This is a genomic window from Larkinella soli (genome assembly GCF_003703975.1).
Lineage (GTDB): Bacteria > Bacteroidota > Bacteroidia > Cytophagales > Spirosomataceae > Larkinella > Larkinella soli.
Window position 1 is genome coordinate 86111 of record NZ_QTJY01000009.1, and the last position, 19784, is coordinate 105894.

Consider the following 19784-nt stretch of genomic DNA (forward strand, 5'->3'; position numbering starts at 1 on the left):
ATTACGGCAGGCCGGGCATGAAGCTGGTGGACTTCCAAAATACGCGAACTTTGCTGGTATCCACTTTTCGTCGGGCCAGTGCCAGGTCGTAATTCTCCTGGGCTTTCAGCCAGAATTCCGGGGTCGTATTGGCAAAAGCGGCCGCAAGGCGTAACGCTATTTCAAGGGTTACGCCTTGCTTTCCGTTGGTAATGGCGGAAAGCGTTTTGCGGGAGATGCCCAGCCCGTCGGCGGCCTCCTGTAGGGTTAATTTCTGGCCTGTTCTCTCCCGCAGTGCCTCTATGGTTTCCCGGATCAGTGCCCCCGGATGCGCCGGATCAAATAGTGCCATGGCTGCTAAAATAAAACAGTCAACAAAAGTCATCCTTTTCGTTGACTGTACAAATATTCAAAGGCGATAGGCGACTGCTAAACCTCTCTCACTTCATGCGGTACCAGCCGTAGCCGTAGCTGGTTAGCTGGAAGCCGTATTGGCCGTCGGGGCCGGGTTTGATCCGGCTCCGGTCGAGGAGGCTGGTCAGGGTGGGTTGGCTCTTGCCTTCCGGTTTCAGGCGGAACTGGGCGGGGGCCGACCCGAAGTTGTGCACCAGCAGCAGCGAGCGGCCCTGCCAGTCGTAGCGCATGGCGAGCAGGTGCAGTGAGCCGGTTTCCAGCATCTTCCATTCGCCCCAACCGATTTCCGGGCATTGCTGCCGCAGCCGCGACAGCTTCCGGATGTGGTTCAGCAGCGAAGCGGAGTCGGCCTGCTGCCGGGCGACGTTCACCGTCGGATAGCCAAAAGGCCCCCGGCTGATGACCGGCCGGATGAGTTTGTCCGAGGTCGAAAAACCGGCGTTCGGGCCATTGGTCCACTGCATGGGCGTCCGGATGGCAAACCGCTCGGGCAGCCGCAGGTCGTCGCCCATGCCGATCTCCTCCCCGTAGCGGATCACCGGCAGACCGGGCAGCGCAAACAGCAGACTGTAGGCCAAATCGATCAGCCGTCGGTCGCCGAGCATGGGGGCCAGCCGGCGCCGGATGCCGCGGTCGTAGAGCTGCATCGTGGTGTCGGGGCCGAAGCGCCGGTTCACGGTTTCGCGTTCCGCGTCACTGAGCCGCCCGAGGTCGATTTCGTCGTGGTTGCGCAGGAACGTCGCCCACTGGGCCGTGGCCGGGATGTTTTTCGTTTCCTCCAGGGCTTTCGCCAGGGGCGGCACCTCGCCGGTCGCCAGGGCGTAGAACAGATACTGGTTCGCAAAAAAGTTGAACAGCATCTGCATGCCCTGCCCTTCGGCCCCGAAATACGGCTGCTGCTCCTTCGGGTCGACGTTGGCTTCGCCCAGCAGGATGGCGTCGCTTTTGTGCCACTGGATGAACTGGTGCAGGTGGGTGAGCAGGTCGAACTGGTGGTCGGGGTTCTCGGTGTCGAAGCCGGGGTAGGCCACCTCGATCAGGAACGGAACGCCGTCGAGCCGGAAGCCGCTGATGCCCCGGTCGAGCCAGTGCCGGACGATTTTACGATACTCCCGCAGAACGGCCGGATTCTGGGCGTTCAGGTCGGGCTGAAATTCGTAGAAGCGGTGGTAATAATAGGCTTTGGCGGTGGAATCATACGTCCAGGTGGCTTTCTGCACGCCCGGAAACACCATGCCCTTATCCCATTTCTCCGGCCGTTTTTCCGACCAGACGTACCACGAGCGATAGGGCGAGCGGGGGTCCCGGCGGGCCTGCTGAAACCAGGGGTGCCGGTCGGAGGTGTGGTTGACGACCAGGTCCATCATGACCCGGATACCCCGCCGGCCGGCCTCCTGCATGAAATACCGGAAATCGTCCTCGGTGCCTACGTTCGGATCGACCCGGTAAAAATCCGAAGTGTCGTAGCCGTCGTCACGGTTGGGGGTAGGCTGGAACGGGGCCAGCCAGACGGCCGTTACGCCGAGGTCTTTCAGGTAGTCGAGCCGGCCGGCCAGCCCCCGAAAGTCACCGAAACCGTTGCCGTCGGTATCCCGGAACACCTTGACGTCGACACTGTAAATCAGACCGTTCTTAAACCAGAGTTCCTCGAAGAAGTCCGTCGGGACGGGAATCGGCGGGGTCTTTTCGGTGGTGGTTTCGGCGTTTTTTTTCTGACAGGCCGTCAGCAGGGCCAGGAGAAGCAGCAAAGCGGTACGTTTCATGAAGCAAGCGGGATCAGCCGGATCAGGTCTGTTTCTTTCGTAAACCCCCGGCCGGGCTTTTTTCTTAAAATTCCCGATTGTTCGGCCCTTTCCGCAGCACCCCGGGTCGTTGGATAACTTAAGCCGGATTTTACATGAATGCTTAATCAATCGAATGAAACAGGCGGTTAACGGCTGTGGATATGTGAACGTGGTATTTAGTGGTATGAAGAAAGAAGACATCAGACTGTCCGACTGGAACCGCATTCTGATCGGGGACAACCCCGCCGAATTTCTGCTCGAAGTATTTATTCGCACGCTGTTGATTTACCTCCTGCTTCTGGTCATTCTGCGGCTGCTGGGCAAGCGGATGAACGGGCAGGTGACCAACCTGGAGCTGGCCGTCATGCTGACGCTCGGGGCCATCGTCTCCCCGGCCATGCAGCTGCCTGACCGGGGTCTGCTGGCGGGAGCAACCGGTCTGGTGTGCGCCCTCGGTTTTCTGAGACTGACGAATATGGTGGGCTTCAAAAGCCGGAAGGCAGAGAAGAAGATTCAGGGTACGGGAACGATTCTGGTGCGCGACGGCCTCATTCAGCTCGAAGCCATGTCCAGCAACCTGGTGTCCCGGCAGCAGCTGTATGCCGTGCTGCGGGGAAGCAACATCTACAATCTGAGCAAGGTAAAACGCCTGTATCTGGAAGCCTACGGCATGTTCAGCATCTTTCCGGAAGAAGAAGACCGGCCGGGTCTGTCGGTGCTGCCTCCGACGGACGACGAAGTTCGCGGCATCTACCGGCCGGCCGAATCCGATCTGCTGGCCTGCTCACGCTGCGGCCAGACGGTTCCGGCCCGGCCTGCACCCGACCTTTGCCCCAACTGTGAAGCCAGCCACTGGCAGAAAGCCGTCCTCTGATTGCCATTCACCGAGACGAATCATGAAAAAGGAAGAGATTCATCTGTCCGACTGGCTTCGCATTCTGGTGGGCGAAGTGCCGGGCGTCTTTTATATCGAAATTCTGCTCCGGGTGGCCGTCGTCTACTTCATTCTGGTGGGCGCGATGCGGCTGATGGGCCGCCGGATGTCGTCGCGGCTGAGCCGGGGCGAAATGGCCGCGATGGTGTCGCTGGCGGCCGCCATCGGGGTGCCGATCCTGGACCCGCAGCGCGGTTTACTGCCGGCCGTGATCATCGGCCTCGTGGTGGTCGGCGTGCAGCGTCTGGTTTCCTGGTGGTCCTCCCGCAACGAGAAGTTCGAGGGAGTGGCGCAGGATATCGTCAGCACGCTGGTCGAGAACTCGGTGCTTCAGATCGACAACATGAGAGGCTCCGAAATGACCCGCGAGCTGCTGTTTGCCCAGCTTCGGTCGAGCAGGGTGAAGCATCTGGGTGTGGTCAAGCGGCTGTACATTGAAGCCAACGGAGCCTTTACGCTGGTCAGGTACCCTGAACCGCAGCCCGGTCTGTCGATCCTGCCGCCCTGGGATACCGACTACGTGGAGGAACAGAAGAAAGTCGAAGGGCATAACGTCTGCTACAACTGCGGTCATCCGCAGCCGACGGGCGCAAAGATGAAAGAAGCCTGCCCCAACTGCCAGAGGCAGATCTGGGTGCAGGCTATTCAGTAAGGCGTCAGGCCGGCGCGGATGCTGCGGTATATAGGGCCACGCTGCACGGCGGAAGGTTCAGCACCCGCCCGGCCTCGGTTCGTTCGGGGAGGAGGGCCGGCTTCGGGGCGCCTTCCAACTGCCACTGCCGCTCCTTCGAATCCAGTACTTTCGTCCAGATTTCCGGCCCGGCCGGAATCGTATGGGAAACCGGCTCGTCCGACAGGTTGAACAGGGCCAGCAGCCGTCGCCGGCCGTCGGTGGTCTGCCGGTGGAGCACGAAACCGGTCGGCCCCAGCACCTCGGCGCGAAGGTCTTTCTTAGCGACGCTCTGCAGGGCGGGTTCGGTCCGGCGGAGCTGGAGCAGCGTCTTGTGCCACTGTCGGATGAGGGCGTGTTTTCCTTCGGTACGTTTCTCCCACTGGAGTTTCGATCGCTCGAACGTGGCCGGGTCGAAGGCGTCGGGTGGGGGCTCGCTGAAGCCGAAGGCCGCAAACTCGGCTTTACGGCCTTCCCGCACGGCTTCGATCAGGGCTTCCTCGCTGTGGCTCACGAAATAGAAGAACGGCGATTCGTCGGCATATTCTTCACCCATGAACAGCAGCGGCACGTAGGGCGACAGCAGGGTGGCCGCAGCGGCTACCTTCAGGGTTTCGAAGTCGACCAGCATGCAGAGCCGCCCGCCGTCTACCCGGTTGCCCACCTGGTCGTGGTTCAGGTTGAACACCACGAAGCGGTCGGCGTCCATCCCGGCCGACGACCGGCCGTATTTCCGTTTCCGGAAATCGGCGTATTCCCCCGTCCCCACGAAGCCGTCGGTGTAGGCTTTGACGAGCTGTTCCATTTTTCCGAAGTCGCCGTAGCGTTCTTTCCCTTTCCGGTCTACCAGCACATACAGCGAATGGTGAAAGTCGTCGAGCCACTGGGCGTCGAAGCCGTAACCGCCGACCTCCGGGTCCCGGATCACCCGCGGGCTGTTCAGGTCGGATTCGGCGATCAGGTACAGGGGGCGGCCGAGCTGCTGCCGGGCCAGCCGGACTTTCTCGTGAATCAGTTCCCAGATCGGCACCGCTCCCATGTCGAACACCATGTGGATGGCGTCGCAGCGAAGACCGTCGATATGGTAATTTTCGAACCAGTGCAGCGGGTTTTCCGAGATCAAGTCCCGCACCCCATCCGACCATTCGCCGTCGAAATTCAGGGCGTCGCCCCAGGGCGTGCAGTATTTGGCCGTAAAATAGGGCCCGAAGCGGTCGAGGTAGTTGCCCTCGGGCCCGAAGTGGTTGTAGACCACGTCGAGGAATACCGCAATCCCGCGGGCGTGGCAGGCATCCACCAGCTTTTTCAGCCCTTCCGGGCCGCCGTAGGAATGCTGCACCGCATACGGGAAAACGCCGTCATAGCCCCAGTTGCGGTCGCCCGGGAACTGGTTGACCGGCATGATTTCCAGCGCGTTGACGCCCAGGTCGGCCAGATCGTCGAGCCGGGGAATGACCGCTTCGAACGTGCCTTCGGGCGTGAACGTGCCGACGTGCAGTTCATACAGAACCAGGTCCCGGAACCGCAGCCCGCGCCAGCGTTCGTCGGTCCAGCGGAAGGCCGCATGATCGACCACTTCCGAGGGGCCGTGGACGCCCTCCGGCTGGAAGTGAGAGGCCGGGTCCGGGTAATCTTCCCCGTCGTCGGGCCTGAAAAAATACCGGTGGCCGGGGAAGACGTCCGACACTTCCGCCCGGAAATACCCCTCCTCGTCGCGCTGCATCGGCACTTTCCGGTCATCCGGATGAACCAGATGCAGGATCATCTTCTCTTTTTCGGGCGCCCACACGGTAAACAGACAACGGCCTTCGGCCAGGTGGCCGGCCCCAATGGTTTTCATAAGTCGTTACGGTTCAGTTCAGTCGTACAATGATTGCTTCGTCGCCGGCCAGGCTGACGGCCCCGCCGACGGTCATGCCCTCGCGTTCGGGAGCGGTGGCAAGTTCGACGGTGCCCTGCATGTCGGGGTCTTTGAGGTTGAAATAAGCGGGACGGTGGCTCAGGTTCAGCACGATCAGAAACCGCTGCTGCCCCTCCGACCCGCGCAGGTAGGCCATTACCTGCTGATCCGAATAGACCGGCGCGTAGGCTCCTGTCATGAGTGCCGGTTCCTGCTGCCGGAGGGTGATCAGCCGCCGGTAGAGCGTCAGCATGGAATACGGGTCGTCGGTCTGGGCCTTGACGTTCTCCCGGGCGAAGCCGGCACCCAGCCGGAGCCAGGGCTTTCCGGTCGTGAAACCGGCGTTCGGACCTGCGTCCCACTGCATGGGCGTCCGGGCCGGGTCGCGGCTGAGGTTTTTGTCGGGCATGTTCAGTCCCTGCGGGTCCTGCACCTCCGCGAAGGGAATCGGTACGTCGCGCATCCCGATTTCGTCGCCGTAATAGACGGTCGGGGTGCCGCGCAGGGTCAGCAGCAGGAGGGCGGCCACCCGGGCCTGCTCGCAGCCGACGCGGCTCGTGATGCGGGGCTGGTCGTGGTTGCCGAGCACCCAGTTGGGCCAGCCGTGATCCGGCAGCAGCCCCTCGTACTGGTCGACGGACGCGGCAATCCGGGGCGCTTCCCAGGGCAGCTGGAGCAGCTGGAAGTTGAACGGCAGGTGCGCTCCCCTGCCGTCGACGCCGTAATAGGTCATGAGCTGCCGGATGGGCAGGTAGATTTCACCGATCATCATCCGCTCGGGGTAGCTGTCGAGCACCTCCCGCATTTTCAGGATCAGGTCGTGCACCTCCGGCTGGTCGGTCGAATAGACCGGCAGGAGCTGTTCGTAGGTGGACATATGGGGCAGATAGTCAGGGTTGGGCGGGTTGTCGCGGAGCCCGTCGTCCTTGATCATGTGCCACATCACATCGACCCGGAAACCGTCGACGCCCTTGTCGAGCCAGAACCGCATGACGTCGAGCATGGCCTTCTGCACCTCGGGATTGCGCCAGTTGAGGTCGGGCTGTTCCTTCAGAAAAGCGTGGTAATAATACTGGCCGGTGGTTTCGTCCCACTCCCAGCCGCTGCCGCCGAAGACGCTCAGCCAGTTGTTCGGGGGGCCGCCGTCCGGGCCGGCATCGTGCCAGAGGTACCAGTGGCGCTTCGAATTGTCGCGCGAGGAGCGGGATTCCAGAAACCAGGGGTGCTGGTCGGAGGTGTGGTTCGGCACGAGGTCGAGGATGAGTTTCATACCCCGGTTATGTATTTCCCGCAGCAGGGCGTCGAAGTCGTCGAGGTTCCCGAACAGGGGATGGATGCCCTGGTAATCCGAAATGTCATAGCCGAAATCGGCCATGGGGGAGGGATAAATGGGTGATAGCCAGACGGCCGTGACGCCCAGCCACTGGAGGTAATCGAGTCGCTGGAGGATGCCGGGCAGGTCACCGATGCCGTCGCCGTTGCTGTCCTGGTACGAACGCGGGTAAATCTGATAGACGACACCTTCCTGCCACCAGAGGTATTTCTTCTGCTGATCTTCCATTCCAGTTTGCAAGTTTCGTTTCCGCAAAAAAGCGGCCCCGCAGCGGGGCCGGATCATCACTTCTTTCAACAGAACCCGGAACCGGGGCCGGGGTTTCGGCCGGAAAACAAAACTTTACCGACGGGCGAACCAGCCGCTACCAGATATAGGTGCCGACGGCCCCCGGCGGGAGGCTTGCCGTGGCATGGCGGCCCCCGTGCCGGATCACGAACGTCCGGGCCGCAGCTTCATCGTTCAGGACGATCAGCACCCGGCGGTGGTCGGGCGTCCGGAAGGCTACGTTGGGCAGCTTTTCAACGACACTGGACGTGATGCGCACCGAGCCGGGCCGGACGAATTTCGAGGCAACGGCTACGATGTAGTAGGCCGGGTTGCGCGTTACGGTGTTCCCGTCGATGGTCAGGGCGCCGAGGCAGCGGTCGCACCCGCCCTCGGTATGAGGCTGCTGGCGGGGGTCGGCGGCCAGATTCCACTGCAATACCGTCCGCGCCCAGTTGCGCATGGCACCGACGATCAGCGTCCGGACGTGCCAGCCCAGGTCACCCCGCAGGTCGCCGGGCGCACCGATCCACTGTTCGGTGAAATACAGATTCTTGTCCGGGTAGGCATCGTGAACCTTCGACAGGGCCTCGATGGGACCGGCATACAGGTGAAACGCCGATCCGTCGACGTACTTCCGGGCCTCGGGGTCATTCAGGATGGTGATCGGATAATCAGGGCGGTCGGCGTTGTGGTCGTAGAGCAGGATTTTGGTGTCGATGCCGGCCTGCCGGAATGCCGGGCCGAGGTGGTTTTTGATGAATGTCGCCTGTTCTTCGGGCAGCATCAGCAGGCTGGGGTTGTTGCCGGGGTGCAGCGGCTCATTCTGAATGGTAATGGCATCGATCCGGATGCCCTCAGCCTTCATGCCCTGCACATATTTGACGAAATACCGGGCATAGGCGTCGTAGAACTCCGGTTTCAGGCTGCCCCCTTTCGAGTTGCCGTTGGTTTTCATCCAGGTCGGCGGTGACCAGGGCGAGCCGAGCAGTTTGAGGGCGGGGCTGATCGCCAGAATCTCCTTCAGCACCGGGATGAGGTGCTGCCGGTCGGGATCGAGGCTGAAGCGCATGAGCTGCGGGTCGGTCTGGCCCGGCGGCAGGTCGTCGTAGGAGAAAACCCGGTCGTCGAGGTCGGAGGCTCCGATGCTCAGCCGCAGGTAGCTGACGCCGATGCTGCGGCCGTCCGTCGCGAACAGTTCCCGCAGCAGAGCCGCCCGGGGGCCGGCTTCCATCCGGTGGATGAGCATCGCGCTCCCGCCCGTCAGGGTATATCCGAAGCCGTCGATGGCTTGAAAAGCCGTCTCCCCAATCTCGATCACCGGCCCGTTTTCCGCCCCGTTTCCAAACCGCAGGGGTTCCGGCTGTTGCACGAACAGGGCCGTCCGGTCCGGGTTGGTCAGCCACCACTCGATGCGGCCGTCCGTCCGGGCCGGGGCGGTTTGGCGCTGGCAGGAGACCATAATGATGCTCAGGACGAGCAGAAAGGCGGTTTTCGTCATGGTGTCGGTCGGGGTAACGGTCCGGCATTTTGCAAAGATGACGGCTTTTTCGCAATAATAATGCCCTTTACCCCCCGGCCCCCTTTAGGGGGCCGGGGGTGGTTTAAAACCCCGGGTTCTGCGTCACCAGCGGGTTCGTGTTGATCTCCGTCTGCGGCAGCGGGAACAACAGGTAGTTGGCGTCGCGGTTGCCGCGCATCTGGAGGATGATGTCCAGTGCCGTGACCGGGTGTGCCGCCGTGGGGTCGGCCTGTATCTGGCGGGCGTAGCGCAGCAGATCGAACCAACGCTCTCCCTCGAAGGCCAGCTCCAGGCGTCGCTGGCGGTCCACCTCGTTGCGGAAGGCCTGCCTGCCTGCCAGTTCCCCGAGCGTCAGCGCCGGCAGCCCGGCCCGGGTCCGGACGGCGTTCAGCTGCGTGAGGGCGGCCGCGTTGGGGCCGTTCTGTTCGTTGGATGCTTCAGCCGCCATCAGCAATACGTCGGCATACCGCAGCACGTAATAGTTGTCGGGGCTGTTGAAGCCGTTCGGGTTGCTGCGCCACTTATAGACGAACGGCCCGTTGTCGTTGGGGTTCTCGGAACTCGACCAGACGAAACTGGCGTAATTACGCCCCGCCGGTGTTACTTCCCCGGTAAACCGCCAGCGCCGGTCGCGCGTGGTGTCGGCCGTCTGGATGAGCTGCGCCGTCGGGATGTTGAACTTCGGAAACGAGTAGGTGGCCGGCGGGGAGGGCAGCACCAGGTCAGGCAGGATGAACCCGCCGTCGGCGTTCCCGGCAAACTGCACCTCGAAAATCGACTCGATCTTGTTCTCGGGCGGAAAGAGCTCGTTGAAGTTCGGCATCAGCTGATACCGCCCGCTGGTGATCACCTTGTTGGCCGCCGCCACGGCCTGCGCCCACTGCCGCTGGGTCAGAAACACCCGCGCCTGCAGGGCGTTGACCGCCGTTTTGACGACCCGTGTCCGGTCGGCGGCCTGCGAGCCGAAGCCGGCGGAGGTCCACTGTTCGGCCCGGGCGAGGTCGGCCGTGATCTGAGCATACACCTCCTCGGGCGTCGCGCGTGCCAGGGACACCACGCTGTTCTCGCCCGACTCGGTGGGCTGGAGCCGCAGCGGCACCCCGCCGTACAGCCGGACGAGGTTGAAATAGTGCAGGCCCCGCAGGAACGAGGCTTCCCCCAGAATCTGGTTCCGCCGGACGGTATCCATCTGGATGGCCGGCACGTAATTCAGGACGGCGTTGGCCCGGTTGATGCCGATATAGGCCGCCTGAAAGATGTTGTTGACCTGGCTGGTCTGCGGGGTCCAGATGATCCGCTCCATGGCGTTGACGTCGCCGTTGGTGCTGGTGACGTTGTCGGACGGCATCTCGCCGGCCACGTTGAGGTCCTGTCCGTAGGCGCCCCCCTGCTGAAGGGCGTCGTAGGCAGCTGTCAGGGCCGATTCCGCGTCGTCGGCGTTCCGAAAAAAGTTCTCGGGCGTGATGCTCGGCAGCGGGTTCTTTTCCAGGCTCCGGCAGGATTCGATCAGCGCGATGGCGGTGAGGGCGAAGAATATTCTTTTCATGTTTTTTCGATTAAAAATTAAGCGTCACCCCCAGTGTATACGTCCGCGCCTGCGGATAAACCCCGTAATCGCGGCCAAAGCCGACGGACGAGAACGGATCGGCGCTCACCTCGGGGTCGTAGCCCGAATAGTTGGTGAACGTGAGCAGGTTCTGGCCGGTCAGATACACCCGCACGTTGCTGATGCGGGCCGCCTTGAGGGCGTTGGCCGGCAGGTTGTAGGCGACGGTCAGGTTTTTCAGCCGGGTGTAGGTGCCGCTCTCCACGAAGCGGGTCGAAAACCGGTTGTTCTGGTTAGGGTCATAGCGCACGGCCCGCGGAATGTCGGTAGCCGTGTTGCCCGGCCGCCAGCGGTTCAGCACCTGCGTCGTCTGGTTGAAGGGATCGCTCATGCCTTCGATGCTCATCCGGTTCTGGTTGAAGATATCGTTGCCGTAGCTGCCCTGAAAAAGGACGCTCAGCTCGAACCCCCGGTAGGTCAGCGTGTTGGTCAGGCCGGCGAAGAACTTCGGGTTCGGGTTGCCGATCACCGTCCGGTCGCCGGCGTCGATGGTGCCGTCGCCGTTCAGGTCCGAAAACCGGATGTCGCCGGGCTGCGGGTTGTTGGGCTGGGTGGCGGCCCCGCGGATTTCGTCGGCCGACTGGAAGAGGCCCTGCACCACATAGCCGTAGAAAGCCCCGAGCGGCTGCCCCTTGCGTGTGATCGTAAAGTCGCCGATAATCTGGCGCTCCACCTCCTGCCCCTGCTCATTGCGGAGGGTACCGATGTCGAGGACCTCGTTGCGGTTGAGGCTGAAGTTCAAATTCGTCGTCCAGTTGAAACCGCCCGGGTCCTCGCTCTGGATATTCGTGCTGTTGACGCCCAGTTCGATGCCCCGGTTCTGAACGGCGCCGATGTTCTGGATGATCTGCGGGTTCTGGGCGCCCGCGTTGAACGGCAGCGGCACGTTCGTCAGCAGGTCGGTGGTGCGTTTCAGGTAGGCGTCGAAGGTGACCGACAGCCGGTTATCGAACAGGCCCGCATCCAGCCCGACGTTCAGTTGTTTCGTGGTTTCCCACTTCAGCCGGTTGTTGCCGATCTGCTGCGGGGCAATCCCGCCCTGAATACCCCCCGAACCGGCGTAGTTGGCACCCGACGCGTAGGCGCTGAAACGCTGGTAGGCGCCGATCTCCTGGTTGCCGTTGGCCCCGTAGCTGATGCGCAGTTTCAGGTCGTTGAGGGCCTTGAGCTTCGGGAAAAAGGTCTCCCGCGAAATCCGCCACCCGAAGGAAGCCGCCGGGAAATAGCCGAAGCGGTTGCCCGGCGCAAACCGGCTCGACCCGTCGGCCCGGAGGCTGAGCGTCGCCAGATATTTTTCCTGGTAATTATAGATTGCCCGGGCAAAGAAGCTCAGCAGCCCCCACTGGTCCTGGTAGCTGGAGGGCGCCGAAAACTGCGTTCCGGCCGACAGATACGGTACCGCGTTGGACGGGAAGCCCGACACCGACGCGCTGGACGTGAACCGGTCCGACTCCTGCACCGACTGCCCTGCGAGCAGCGTCAGGTTGTGATCCCGGCCCAGTTCGGGATAAAACGTCAGCGTGTTCTCCCAGAGCCAGATCACCTGCTGGTTGGTGGCCGTGCGGGCGCTGCCGCGCGTGGCCGGGCCGGCGTTCTGCGTCCCCGGGTAATCGCGGGTGATGAACTGGTTTTCGAGCTGCGTCCGGAAATCGAGGCCCAGCGAACTGCGCAGGACAAGGTTTTTCAGGATATCCAGTTCGGCGTAGACGTTGCCGATGGCCTGGTAGATGAGCGCCCGGTTGTTGGTTTCGAGCAGGTTCCCGACGGGGTTGTCGAGTTGCTGGAAGGGGTTGGTGCCGTAGCTGCCGTTGGGGTTCCGGACCGGGATGGTGGGAATCTGGGCCAGTGCTCCCAGCACCGTGCCGGAATTCTGAAGGCCCAGCTCGCTCCGGACGCTGGTGTTGTTGTTGGTGCGGCTCAGGTTGAGGCTCGTTCCCATCCGGAAGCGGTCGGTCATCTGCTGGTCGAGGTTCAGTTTAAAATTATAGCGGTCGAAGCCCGAGTTCAGCAGAATCCCGCCCTGCCTGAAAAACCCGCCGGAGAGGTAGTATTTGGTCCGGTCGGTGCCTCCGCTCAGGCTGAGCTGGTAATTCTGGATGGGGCCGTTGCGGTAGACGGCGTCCTGCCAGTCCGTATTGTACGGGATGGAGTCGAGGTTGGTAAAGGGAGTCCGGTTGCCGGCAGCCGTCTCGGCCTCGTTGAAATAGTCGGCGAACTGCCGCGCATCGAGCATAGGGATTTTTTTTCGCAGCTGCTGGATGCCGTAGTAGACGTTCAGGCTGATCTGCGGTTTGCCGGTGCGGCCCCGCTTGGTCGTAATCACGACGACCCCGTTGGAGGCCCGCAGCCCGTAGATGGCCGCGGCAGCCGCGTCTTTCAGCACGTCGATACTCTCGATGTCGTTCGGATTCAGCGTATTGAGGGGGTTGGGCCGCTGATTGCCGATGCCGAGTTCCTGCTCGTAGGTAGGCAGAATCTGCACCCCGTCGACGACGTAGAGGGGTGAGTTGGTCAGGCTGATCGAGTTGTTGCCCCGGATGCGGATGTTGATCCCCGCGCCGGGCGCGCCGGACGGGGCCGTCACCTGAATCCCGGCGGCCTGTCCCTGCAGCGCCTGGTCGAACCCGGCCACGGGCTGGCGTTCGATGGCTTTGCTGCCCACCGAGGTCACGGCGGTGGTCAACTCCTGCCGGCGCTGGGTGCCGTAGCCGACCACGACCACTTCCGACAGGGCCTGCACGTCGGTGGCCAGGGTGACGTTGAGCGTCGTTCGTCCGTTCAGGGGAATTTCCTGCGTGACGAAACCGATGGAACTGAAAACAAGAGTCGTGTTGGGGTCGGGGGCCCGAAGGGAGTAGTTGCCGTTGACGTCCGTCGAAATACCGGTAGTGGTACCCCGGATGACCACGTTCACCCCGGGGAGCGTCTCCCCGGCCTCACTGGTTACCCTCCCGGTGATAGTCTGGGCCACCGCCGACCCGGCCGCCATAAACAGCAGCAGGGCGGAGAACAGACGAATGTGCACGAACCTGCGGACAAGCCCCTGCCGGAGTAATTGGTTTTCCATAACGTAAAAAATAGTTTACTGATTAGGGTTAACCGATTGTTCGGGAAAGGCGGCACTATTTCTTCAAAAAGAGAGGGTCCGGCCCCCGGCCGCAATCGGTGATTTTTTTTGGAAAAAACTTCCAACATCCTCAATTCTCGGCAGGTTATAAGGACAATATTGGGAATACGACATTGAATTGAGGAGGATGAAAACGTGGAGCATCGTAATCCTGATGGTCGGGATTACTGCGGGGGTCGGCCAGGCCGGAGCCCCGCCTTATCTGAAGTGGAATTCCGGTTTGATCAGCCTGACCGACGGACGGCAGCTTGAGGGGGAAGTCAATTACAACTGGAAGGCGGAAGTGGTGCTGTATCATTGCCCCGACGGCCGGGTACAGAGTTTTACGGCGGATCAGGTCAGTCAGTTCCGTTTCTTCGACGAAAACCGGGGCGGCCACCGCCGGTTTCTGGCCCTCAGCGGGCCGGGCGTCGCCGGAACCGGCCGCAAGCTGTTTATGGAAGAGGTCGTTTCGGGGGCCATGCCCGTCTACCGGCGTCTGCGCCACCAGTGGTACCTCTTCAAACTGAACACCCTGAATCAGTACGGCGACGATACCAGCCTTTCCAGGAACACCGACAATTTTCGATACTACGTGATGCTGAACAATACGTTTACCGATCTGAATGATTTCGAACGGGCCATCTGGCCCTGGATGGTAAAGGAATTCAAAACCGACCTCAAACGATATCGGGCCACTACCGAGTCACGGATGTCCGGGACGTTTGCGCGGCTCCAGGTCATCATGCGCTACAATTTTCTGGAACAACGCGGGGACCGGACGGCTTTTCTGGGGCCGCAGGCTCATTAATCCGGGCGGCTCCCGGCCGAAAACCGGGAGCCGCCGTTGTACAGGATTGATCGTTTAAACCGTTACCGAGATGAAAAAGCCGTTGAGCACCGAGGAATTGCGCAGGGACATCGACCAGGGTCGGCAGAAAAGCCATGCCGACGATACCGACCCGGATGAAAAACGAAACGTTCCGGAAGATGGCCCGAGCGGAGAAAATACGGAGAATGGGGGCGAGCGGGGCGGTGGCCTCTGGACCAGCGGAGGCTTCGTCACCAGCGGAGAGAGCTACCACGGCTACGACGGCGAATCCGATGGGGAGAAGCAGGAGGACAAGGACTGAGCCTCCGCCGTTTCCCGGAAATACACCCGGGTGTTGTCCAGACTGACCGAGGGTTTGATCATCTTCGGATGGAACGGCACCAGGGCCTTACCCCACCGGACCTTCTCCGGAAAATCCGGGTTGGCGATGGCCGCCCGTCCGATCGACAGCAGATCGGCCTGGCCGGTGGTCAGGAGGGTTTCGGCCAGCGACAGATCGTGGAGGCCGCCGTTGGCGATCACCGGAACGTTCAGCATCTGCCGGGCAATCCCGGTCGACGACCGGCCGTCGGCGTAAAGTGATTCCCGTTTCCAGCTCCCGCCCTCCGCTGCCAGGTGGAGGTAATCGGGAGCTGCTTTTTTTACCTCCCGAAAGACCGCTTCGGCCATCGCCGGCCCTTCTTCCCAGCGGTAGCTCAGATGGTTGACCTTGCTTTCCGACAGCCGCAGGCCCACGATGAAACCGGCCGGAACGGCCTGCCGGACGGCCGTCAGCACCTCCGCCGTGAACCGGAACCGATTTTCGACCGAACCGCCGTACCGGTCGGTGCGGTGGTTGGTATAGGCCGTCAGAAACTGGTCGGGCAGGTAGCCGTTGGCGCCGTGGATTTCCACCCCGTCGAAACCGGCGGCTACCGCGTTGCGGGCGGCCTGCACGTAGCAGTCGACGGCGGTTTGGATGTCGTCGGGCGTCATGGCGGCCGGCATCCGGAAGGCGTCGTAGCCGCCCGAGGAGGCCGAGGGCTTTCCGAGGGGTTGCAGGGTTGAAGGGGCCAGCGTGTGTTCCAGCACCTGCGACAGGGCTCCCGCGTGCATCAGCTGGGCCAGAAAAACCGTGCCGTGCCGGCGCACCCGCCCGGTGATCTTCCGCCAGCCCTCCACCTGCTGCGGGGTGACGAGGCCGGGCTGGTTCGGGTTGGCGACGGACGCGACGAGGTCGGTATAGAGGCCCTCGCTGATGACGGCGGCAAAACCGCCTTCGGCAAAGGCTTCATAATAGGCGCCCATGGCGTCGGTGGGCACCCCGTCGGCGGTTGCGCTGACGCGGGTCATGGGGGCGACGACGAATCGGTTGTTCAGACGGCGGCCGCCGACGGTGACCGTGTCGAAGAAGGAAGGAAGTGTGCGGCTCATAAACCGGGTCGTTTGTTCACTGCAAAACTCCGGTTCGGGGACCGCATTTCGCTGAACCCAGGTTAAGAAATCCGCTAAAACCAGGTTTAGAAACCGGCCTGTTCTCTCCGCAGGCGGCTCAGGAAAACCGGCGTGATGCCGAGGAAAGCCGCAATGTCTTTCAGCGGAATCCGCTGCGCGATCTGGGGGTAGGTCGTCAGAAACCGCTCATACCGCTCGCGGGCGGGCAGGCTCAGGTCGGCGATGACGCGCCGGGAGGTGGCGATGAGAGCGTTTTCGTTCAGCATCCGGAAGAAGGTCTCCATTTTCGGAACTTCCCGGTAGAGCTGCTCCAGACCCGGCTGGTCGATTACCAGCAGCGTGACGGGTTCGAGGGCTTCTATGCTGATGGTGGAGGGCGTGTGGTGCAGAAAACTGTCGAGGTCGCCGGCCCACCAGTCCTCTACGGAAAACCGCAGGATGTGGTCGTCGCCCCGCTCGTCGGTATGGTAGGATTTCAGACAACCGCCGACCACGAAACTCTCGTAACGGCACACTTCGCCCTGCTGAAGCAGAAACTGCCGGCGCTTCAGTTTCCGGACATGAAAAAACGGCATGGTGGCGGCAAACTCCTCGTCCGTCAGCGGTATTTTTCGTTCGATATGGCTTCTCAGCGCGTCTTGCATACCTCTCTGGTGCTCTCTCCCGGAAAGGAAGTGAAACGGATCTTATTATACCAAGTATTTCCAGTACAAAATTTCCTTTTTAAATTGCTGTGGCTCCCGACGAATCCTGCCCGACAGCCGCCCCATATCCTAAAAACCTGTGGTTATGAAATTGTTTTCTGCCGGAAAAAGCGGCTTTCTCAGTTTGCTCGTCCTTCTCGGACTGGTGCTGATGACCGACACCGCTTTTCAGACCGGAGCTTCCAACCCGTTGAAAATCAATTCCGGTTCCCGAATCGTTCTGTTGGGAAACAATCTGGGTTCCCGCATGATGAACTACGATCATTTCGAAACCGAGATGCATCTGCGGTATCCGGATGCCCGCCTGTTCATCCGTAATATGTGCGACGGGGGCGACACGCCGGGCTTCCGGCCCCACGCCAGCCGGTTCAACCCCTGGGCGTTTCCCGGCGCGGAGAAATTCCAGACCGAACTGGCGACGCCCTCCGAGAGCGAAGGCCACTTCGAGTCGCCCGACCAGTGGCTGACCCGCCTGAAAACCGACATCATCATCGCCTTCTTCGGCTATAACGAATCCTTCCAGGGCAAAGCCGGGCTGGAAAACTACAAGGCCGAACTGGATGCCTTTATCAAACATACGCTGAATCAGAAATACAACGGCAGCGCGGCCCCGCAGCTCGCCATCGTGTCGCCCATCGCCTTCGAGGACCTCACCGACCGGTATGACCTGCCCAACGGAAAAGCCGAGAACGAAAACCTGGCGATGTATGCCAAAGCCATGAAGGAGGTCGCCGAGCGCAACAAGGTGCTGTTCGTCGACGCCTTCACACCCTCGAAGCAGTGGTACGACGCCACCCCCGAGCCGCTGACCATCGACGGCTTCCAGCTTACCGAAGGCGGTTACCGCAAGTTTGGTCCGCTGCTCGCCGATCAGGTATTCGGCAAGGCACCGGCCAAAGCCGAAGCGAACCGGAAGCAGGTGTACGCAGCGGTGCTGGAAAAGGACTGGATGTGGCACAACGACTTCAAGATTCCGAACGGCGTCCACGTCTACGGCCGTCGCTATAACCCCTTCGGCCCGGACAACTACCCCGCCGAGATCGAGAAAATCCGTCAGATGACGGCCAACCGCGACACCGCCGTCTGGCTGGCGGTGCAGGGCAAAACGATGGACCTCGCGGCCGCCGACGCCCGCACCCGCGCCCTGCCCACCGTCAAAACCAACTACAACCCCGAGAAGAACGGCAGCCTGAACTACCTCTACGGCCGGGAGGCCCTTGCCAAACTGAAGGTGCCGGAAGGGTATAAGATCGAGCTGTTTGCCTCCGAGCAGGAGTTTCCGGACCTGGCCAAACCCATGCAGATGTCGTTCGATAACAAGGGGCGGCTCTGGGTGGCCTGTATGCCGAGCTATCCGCACTATAAGCCCGGCGACCCGAAACCGAACGACAAGATTCTCATTCTGGAAGATACCGACAATGACGGCAAGGCCGACAAACAGACGGTTTTCGCGGACCAGCTGCACCTGCCGCTGGGCTTCGAGATCGCGCCCGAGGGCGTTTATGTCTCGCAGGGAACCAACCTGAAAATCTTCGTCGATACGAACGGCGACGACCGGGCCGACCGCAGCGAAATCCTGCTGAGCGGCTACGACGACCACGATACGCACCACAACAGTCATGCCTTCACGGCCGACCCCTCAGGGGCCATCTACTCGGGCGAGGGCGTGTTCCTGCACACCAACGTCGAGACGCCCTACGGACCCGTCCGGGCGTCCAACGGCGGTTTTTACCGCTACAGCCCGCAGCTGCACAAGCTGGAGCGCACTGCCCAGCTTGCCATTCCGAACCCCTGGGGCATCGCCTTCGACGACTGGGGCCAGCCCTTCTTCGCCGAGACCTCCAGCCCGGATTTTCGCTGGATGATGCCCGGCTCGGTGCTGCCTCGTTACGGCGAGTCGACGCATAAGTCGAAGCAGCTGATCGAGGAGGCCCACCGGGTGCGGCCGACCTCGGGCGTCGAGTTCGTATCGAGCCGCCACTTCCCCGATGAGGTGCAGGGCGATTTTCTGATCAACAACACCATCGGCTTCCTCGGAACGAAGATGCACACACTGAAGGACGACGGCACCGGTTACAAAAGCAACCACCGCATGGACCTGATCGTGAGCGAAGACCGAAACTTCCGGCCGGTGGACATGGAGTTTGCGCCGGACGGCTCGCTGTACGTCATCGACTGGCACAACATCCTGATCGGACACATGCAGCATAACGCCCGCGACCCCCTGCGCGACCACTCCCACGGCCGCGTCTACCGGATCACCTATCCGTCGCGGCCGCTGGTGAAACCCGCCAAAGTGGCCGGCGCTTCGGTGGACGAATTGCTCGACAACCTGAAGCTGCCCGAATACCGCACCCGCTACCGCACCCGCCGGGAGCTGCGTGGCCGGAAGGCGGGCGAGGTGCTGCCGAAAGTGAGCGCCTGGGTGGCGAAGCTCGATAAGAACGACCCGCGTTACGAACACCACCTGCTCGAAGCCCTCTGGGTCACCTGGGGTTTGAACAAGGTCGATCAGAAACTGCTGAAGCAGGTGCTGAAGGCGAAGGATTATCACGCCCGGGCCGCGGCCGTGATGGTGACGCGCTACACCGGCCACCAGGTACCCGACCAGGCCGATCTGCTGATGCAGGCCGTGCGCGACGACAACAGCCGGGTGCGGCTGACGGCTATTGTGGCGGCTTCGTGGCTCGGGAAGGAGAAAGGCATGCCCATCCTGACGGCCGCCCTCGATAAACCGCTCGACGACTGGATGAAGCCCGCCCACGAAGCCGCCGTCGCCCACCTGAACGATCAGCCTGTGAAGAAGGCGAAGGAGGTGGCCCAGACCTCCAACCTGCGCGGGGCGGAACTGGAACTGCATACGCTCGGTAAGGAAATCTTCGCGCGGGAGGGCTACTGCATCACCTGCCACCAGCCGGACGGCAAGGGGCTTCCGGCTTCCGGATTTCCTCCGCTTTCGGGCGTCAAGTGGGTGCAGGGCAATGAGGAGCGGCTCATCAAGATCGTGCTGAAGGGGCTGCTCGGACCCATCGAGGTGAACGGGGTAAAATACCCCGGCCAAGTGCCGATGACCCCCTACGGCGGGCTGCTCAACGATAAGGAAGTGGCTGCCGTGCTGACCTACATCCGCAATGCCTTCGGCAATCAGGCCCCGGCCGTGACGCCTGAGCAGGTGAAGAAAGTCCGGGCCTCGATCGAAAGCAAAAAAGACTTCTATTCGCCTGAACAGTTGCTGAAAGAGCATCCGATGGAAAAATAAAGCCTACCTTCGATCGGCCTTCCGGTGCCGTAAAAAGCAC

At 61.8% G+C, this 19784-nt stretch carries 14 protein-coding genes; 5 read left to right on the forward strand and 9 right to left on the reverse strand.

Translation table 11 applies throughout. The features are described from left to right. Position 1: 1 nt before the first annotated feature. A complete protein-coding gene (locus tag DX909_RS16765) occupies positions 2 to 364 on the reverse strand; it encodes a HigA family addiction module antitoxin (RefSeq protein ID WP_229311076.1) in 363 nt (120 codons plus the stop codon). A 55-nt stretch (positions 365 to 419) separates the two neighbouring features. Then, positions 420 to 2156 carry an alpha-amylase family protein gene (locus DX909_RS16770; RefSeq protein WP_128546347.1) on the reverse strand — a complete coding sequence of 579 codons (1737 nt, stop codon included), beginning with the start codon at positions 2154 to 2156 and terminating at the stop codon, positions 420 to 422. Between the two features lie 205 nt (positions 2157 to 2361). On the opposite strand from DX909_RS16770, the gene DX909_RS16775 reads away from it, so the two are divergent. Both DX909_RS16775 and DX909_RS16780 read left to right on the forward strand, forming a co-directional pair. Next, complete coding sequence (locus DX909_RS16775; protein WP_128546348.1) at positions 2362 to 3051, forward strand: DUF421 domain-containing protein; 690 nt, start codon at positions 2362 to 2364, stop codon at positions 3049 to 3051. Positions 3052 to 3073: 22 nt separating this feature from the next. After that, entirely contained in the window at positions 3074 to 3763 is a 690-nt protein-coding gene (locus DX909_RS16780; RefSeq protein WP_128546349.1) for a DUF421 domain-containing protein, read from the forward strand. Between the two features lie 4 nt (positions 3764 to 3767). On the opposite strand, the gene treZ is transcribed toward DX909_RS16780, so the two are convergent. From treZ to DX909_RS16805, 5 genes are all read right to left on the reverse strand, one after another. Continuing rightward, entirely contained in the window at positions 3768 to 5621 is a 1854-nt protein-coding gene (treZ, locus tag DX909_RS16785; protein ID WP_128546350.1) for a malto-oligosyltrehalose trehalohydrolase, read from the reverse strand. Between the two features lie 13 nt (positions 5622 to 5634). After that, complete coding sequence (locus DX909_RS16790) at positions 5635 to 7242, reverse strand: alpha-amylase family glycosyl hydrolase (RefSeq protein WP_128546351.1); 1608 nt, start codon at positions 7240 to 7242, stop codon at positions 5635 to 5637. Between the two features lie 136 nt (positions 7243 to 7378). Next, positions 7379 to 8782: a glycoside hydrolase family 30 protein gene (locus DX909_RS16795; RefSeq protein ID WP_128546352.1), complete on the reverse strand. Its 1404-nt coding sequence runs from the start codon at positions 8780 to 8782 to the stop codon at positions 7379 to 7381. A 103-nt stretch (positions 8783 to 8885) separates the two neighbouring features. Continuing rightward, positions 8886 to 10349 carry a RagB/SusD family nutrient uptake outer membrane protein gene (locus DX909_RS16800; RefSeq protein ID WP_128546353.1) on the reverse strand — a complete coding sequence of 488 codons (1464 nt, stop codon included), beginning with the start codon at positions 10347 to 10349 and terminating at the stop codon, positions 8886 to 8888. 10 nt (positions 10350 to 10359) lie between these two features. Continuing rightward, positions 10360 to 13476 (reverse strand): SusC/RagA family TonB-linked outer membrane protein, encoded by a 3117-nt coding sequence (locus DX909_RS16805; protein ID WP_128546354.1) that lies wholly within the window; start codon positions 13474 to 13476, stop codon positions 10360 to 10362. A gap of 187 nt (positions 13477 to 13663) precedes the next feature. On the opposite strand from DX909_RS16805, the gene DX909_RS16810 reads away from it, so the two are divergent. After that, positions 13664 to 14326: a hypothetical protein gene (locus DX909_RS16810; protein WP_128546355.1), complete on the forward strand. Its 663-nt coding sequence runs from the start codon at positions 13664 to 13666 to the stop codon at positions 14324 to 14326. Between the two features lie 70 nt (positions 14327 to 14396). Next, the gene (locus DX909_RS16815; protein ID WP_128546356.1) at positions 14397 to 14648 is read left to right on the forward strand and encodes a hypothetical protein; all 252 of its coding nucleotides are present in this window, start codon (positions 14397 to 14399) and stop codon (positions 14646 to 14648) included. Here the strand turns inward: DX909_RS16815 and DX909_RS16820 are convergent. Then, positions 14603 to 15760: an oxidoreductase gene (locus DX909_RS16820; RefSeq protein ID WP_128546357.1), complete on the reverse strand. Its 1158-nt coding sequence runs from the start codon at positions 15758 to 15760 to the stop codon at positions 14603 to 14605. The genes DX909_RS16815 and DX909_RS16820 overlap by 46 nt on opposite strands. Positions 15761 to 15846: 86 nt before the next feature. Further along, positions 15847 to 16425: a Crp/Fnr family transcriptional regulator gene (locus DX909_RS16825; RefSeq protein ID WP_128546358.1), complete on the reverse strand. Its 579-nt coding sequence runs from the start codon at positions 16423 to 16425 to the stop codon at positions 15847 to 15849. Between the two features lie 145 nt (positions 16426 to 16570). On the opposite strand from DX909_RS16825, the gene DX909_RS16830 reads away from it, so the two are divergent. Further along, the gene (locus DX909_RS16830) at positions 16571 to 19744 is read left to right on the forward strand and encodes a PVC-type heme-binding CxxCH protein (RefSeq protein ID WP_128546359.1); all 3174 of its coding nucleotides are present in this window, start codon (positions 16571 to 16573) and stop codon (positions 19742 to 19744) included. Positions 19745 to 19784: the final 40 nt, after the last annotated feature.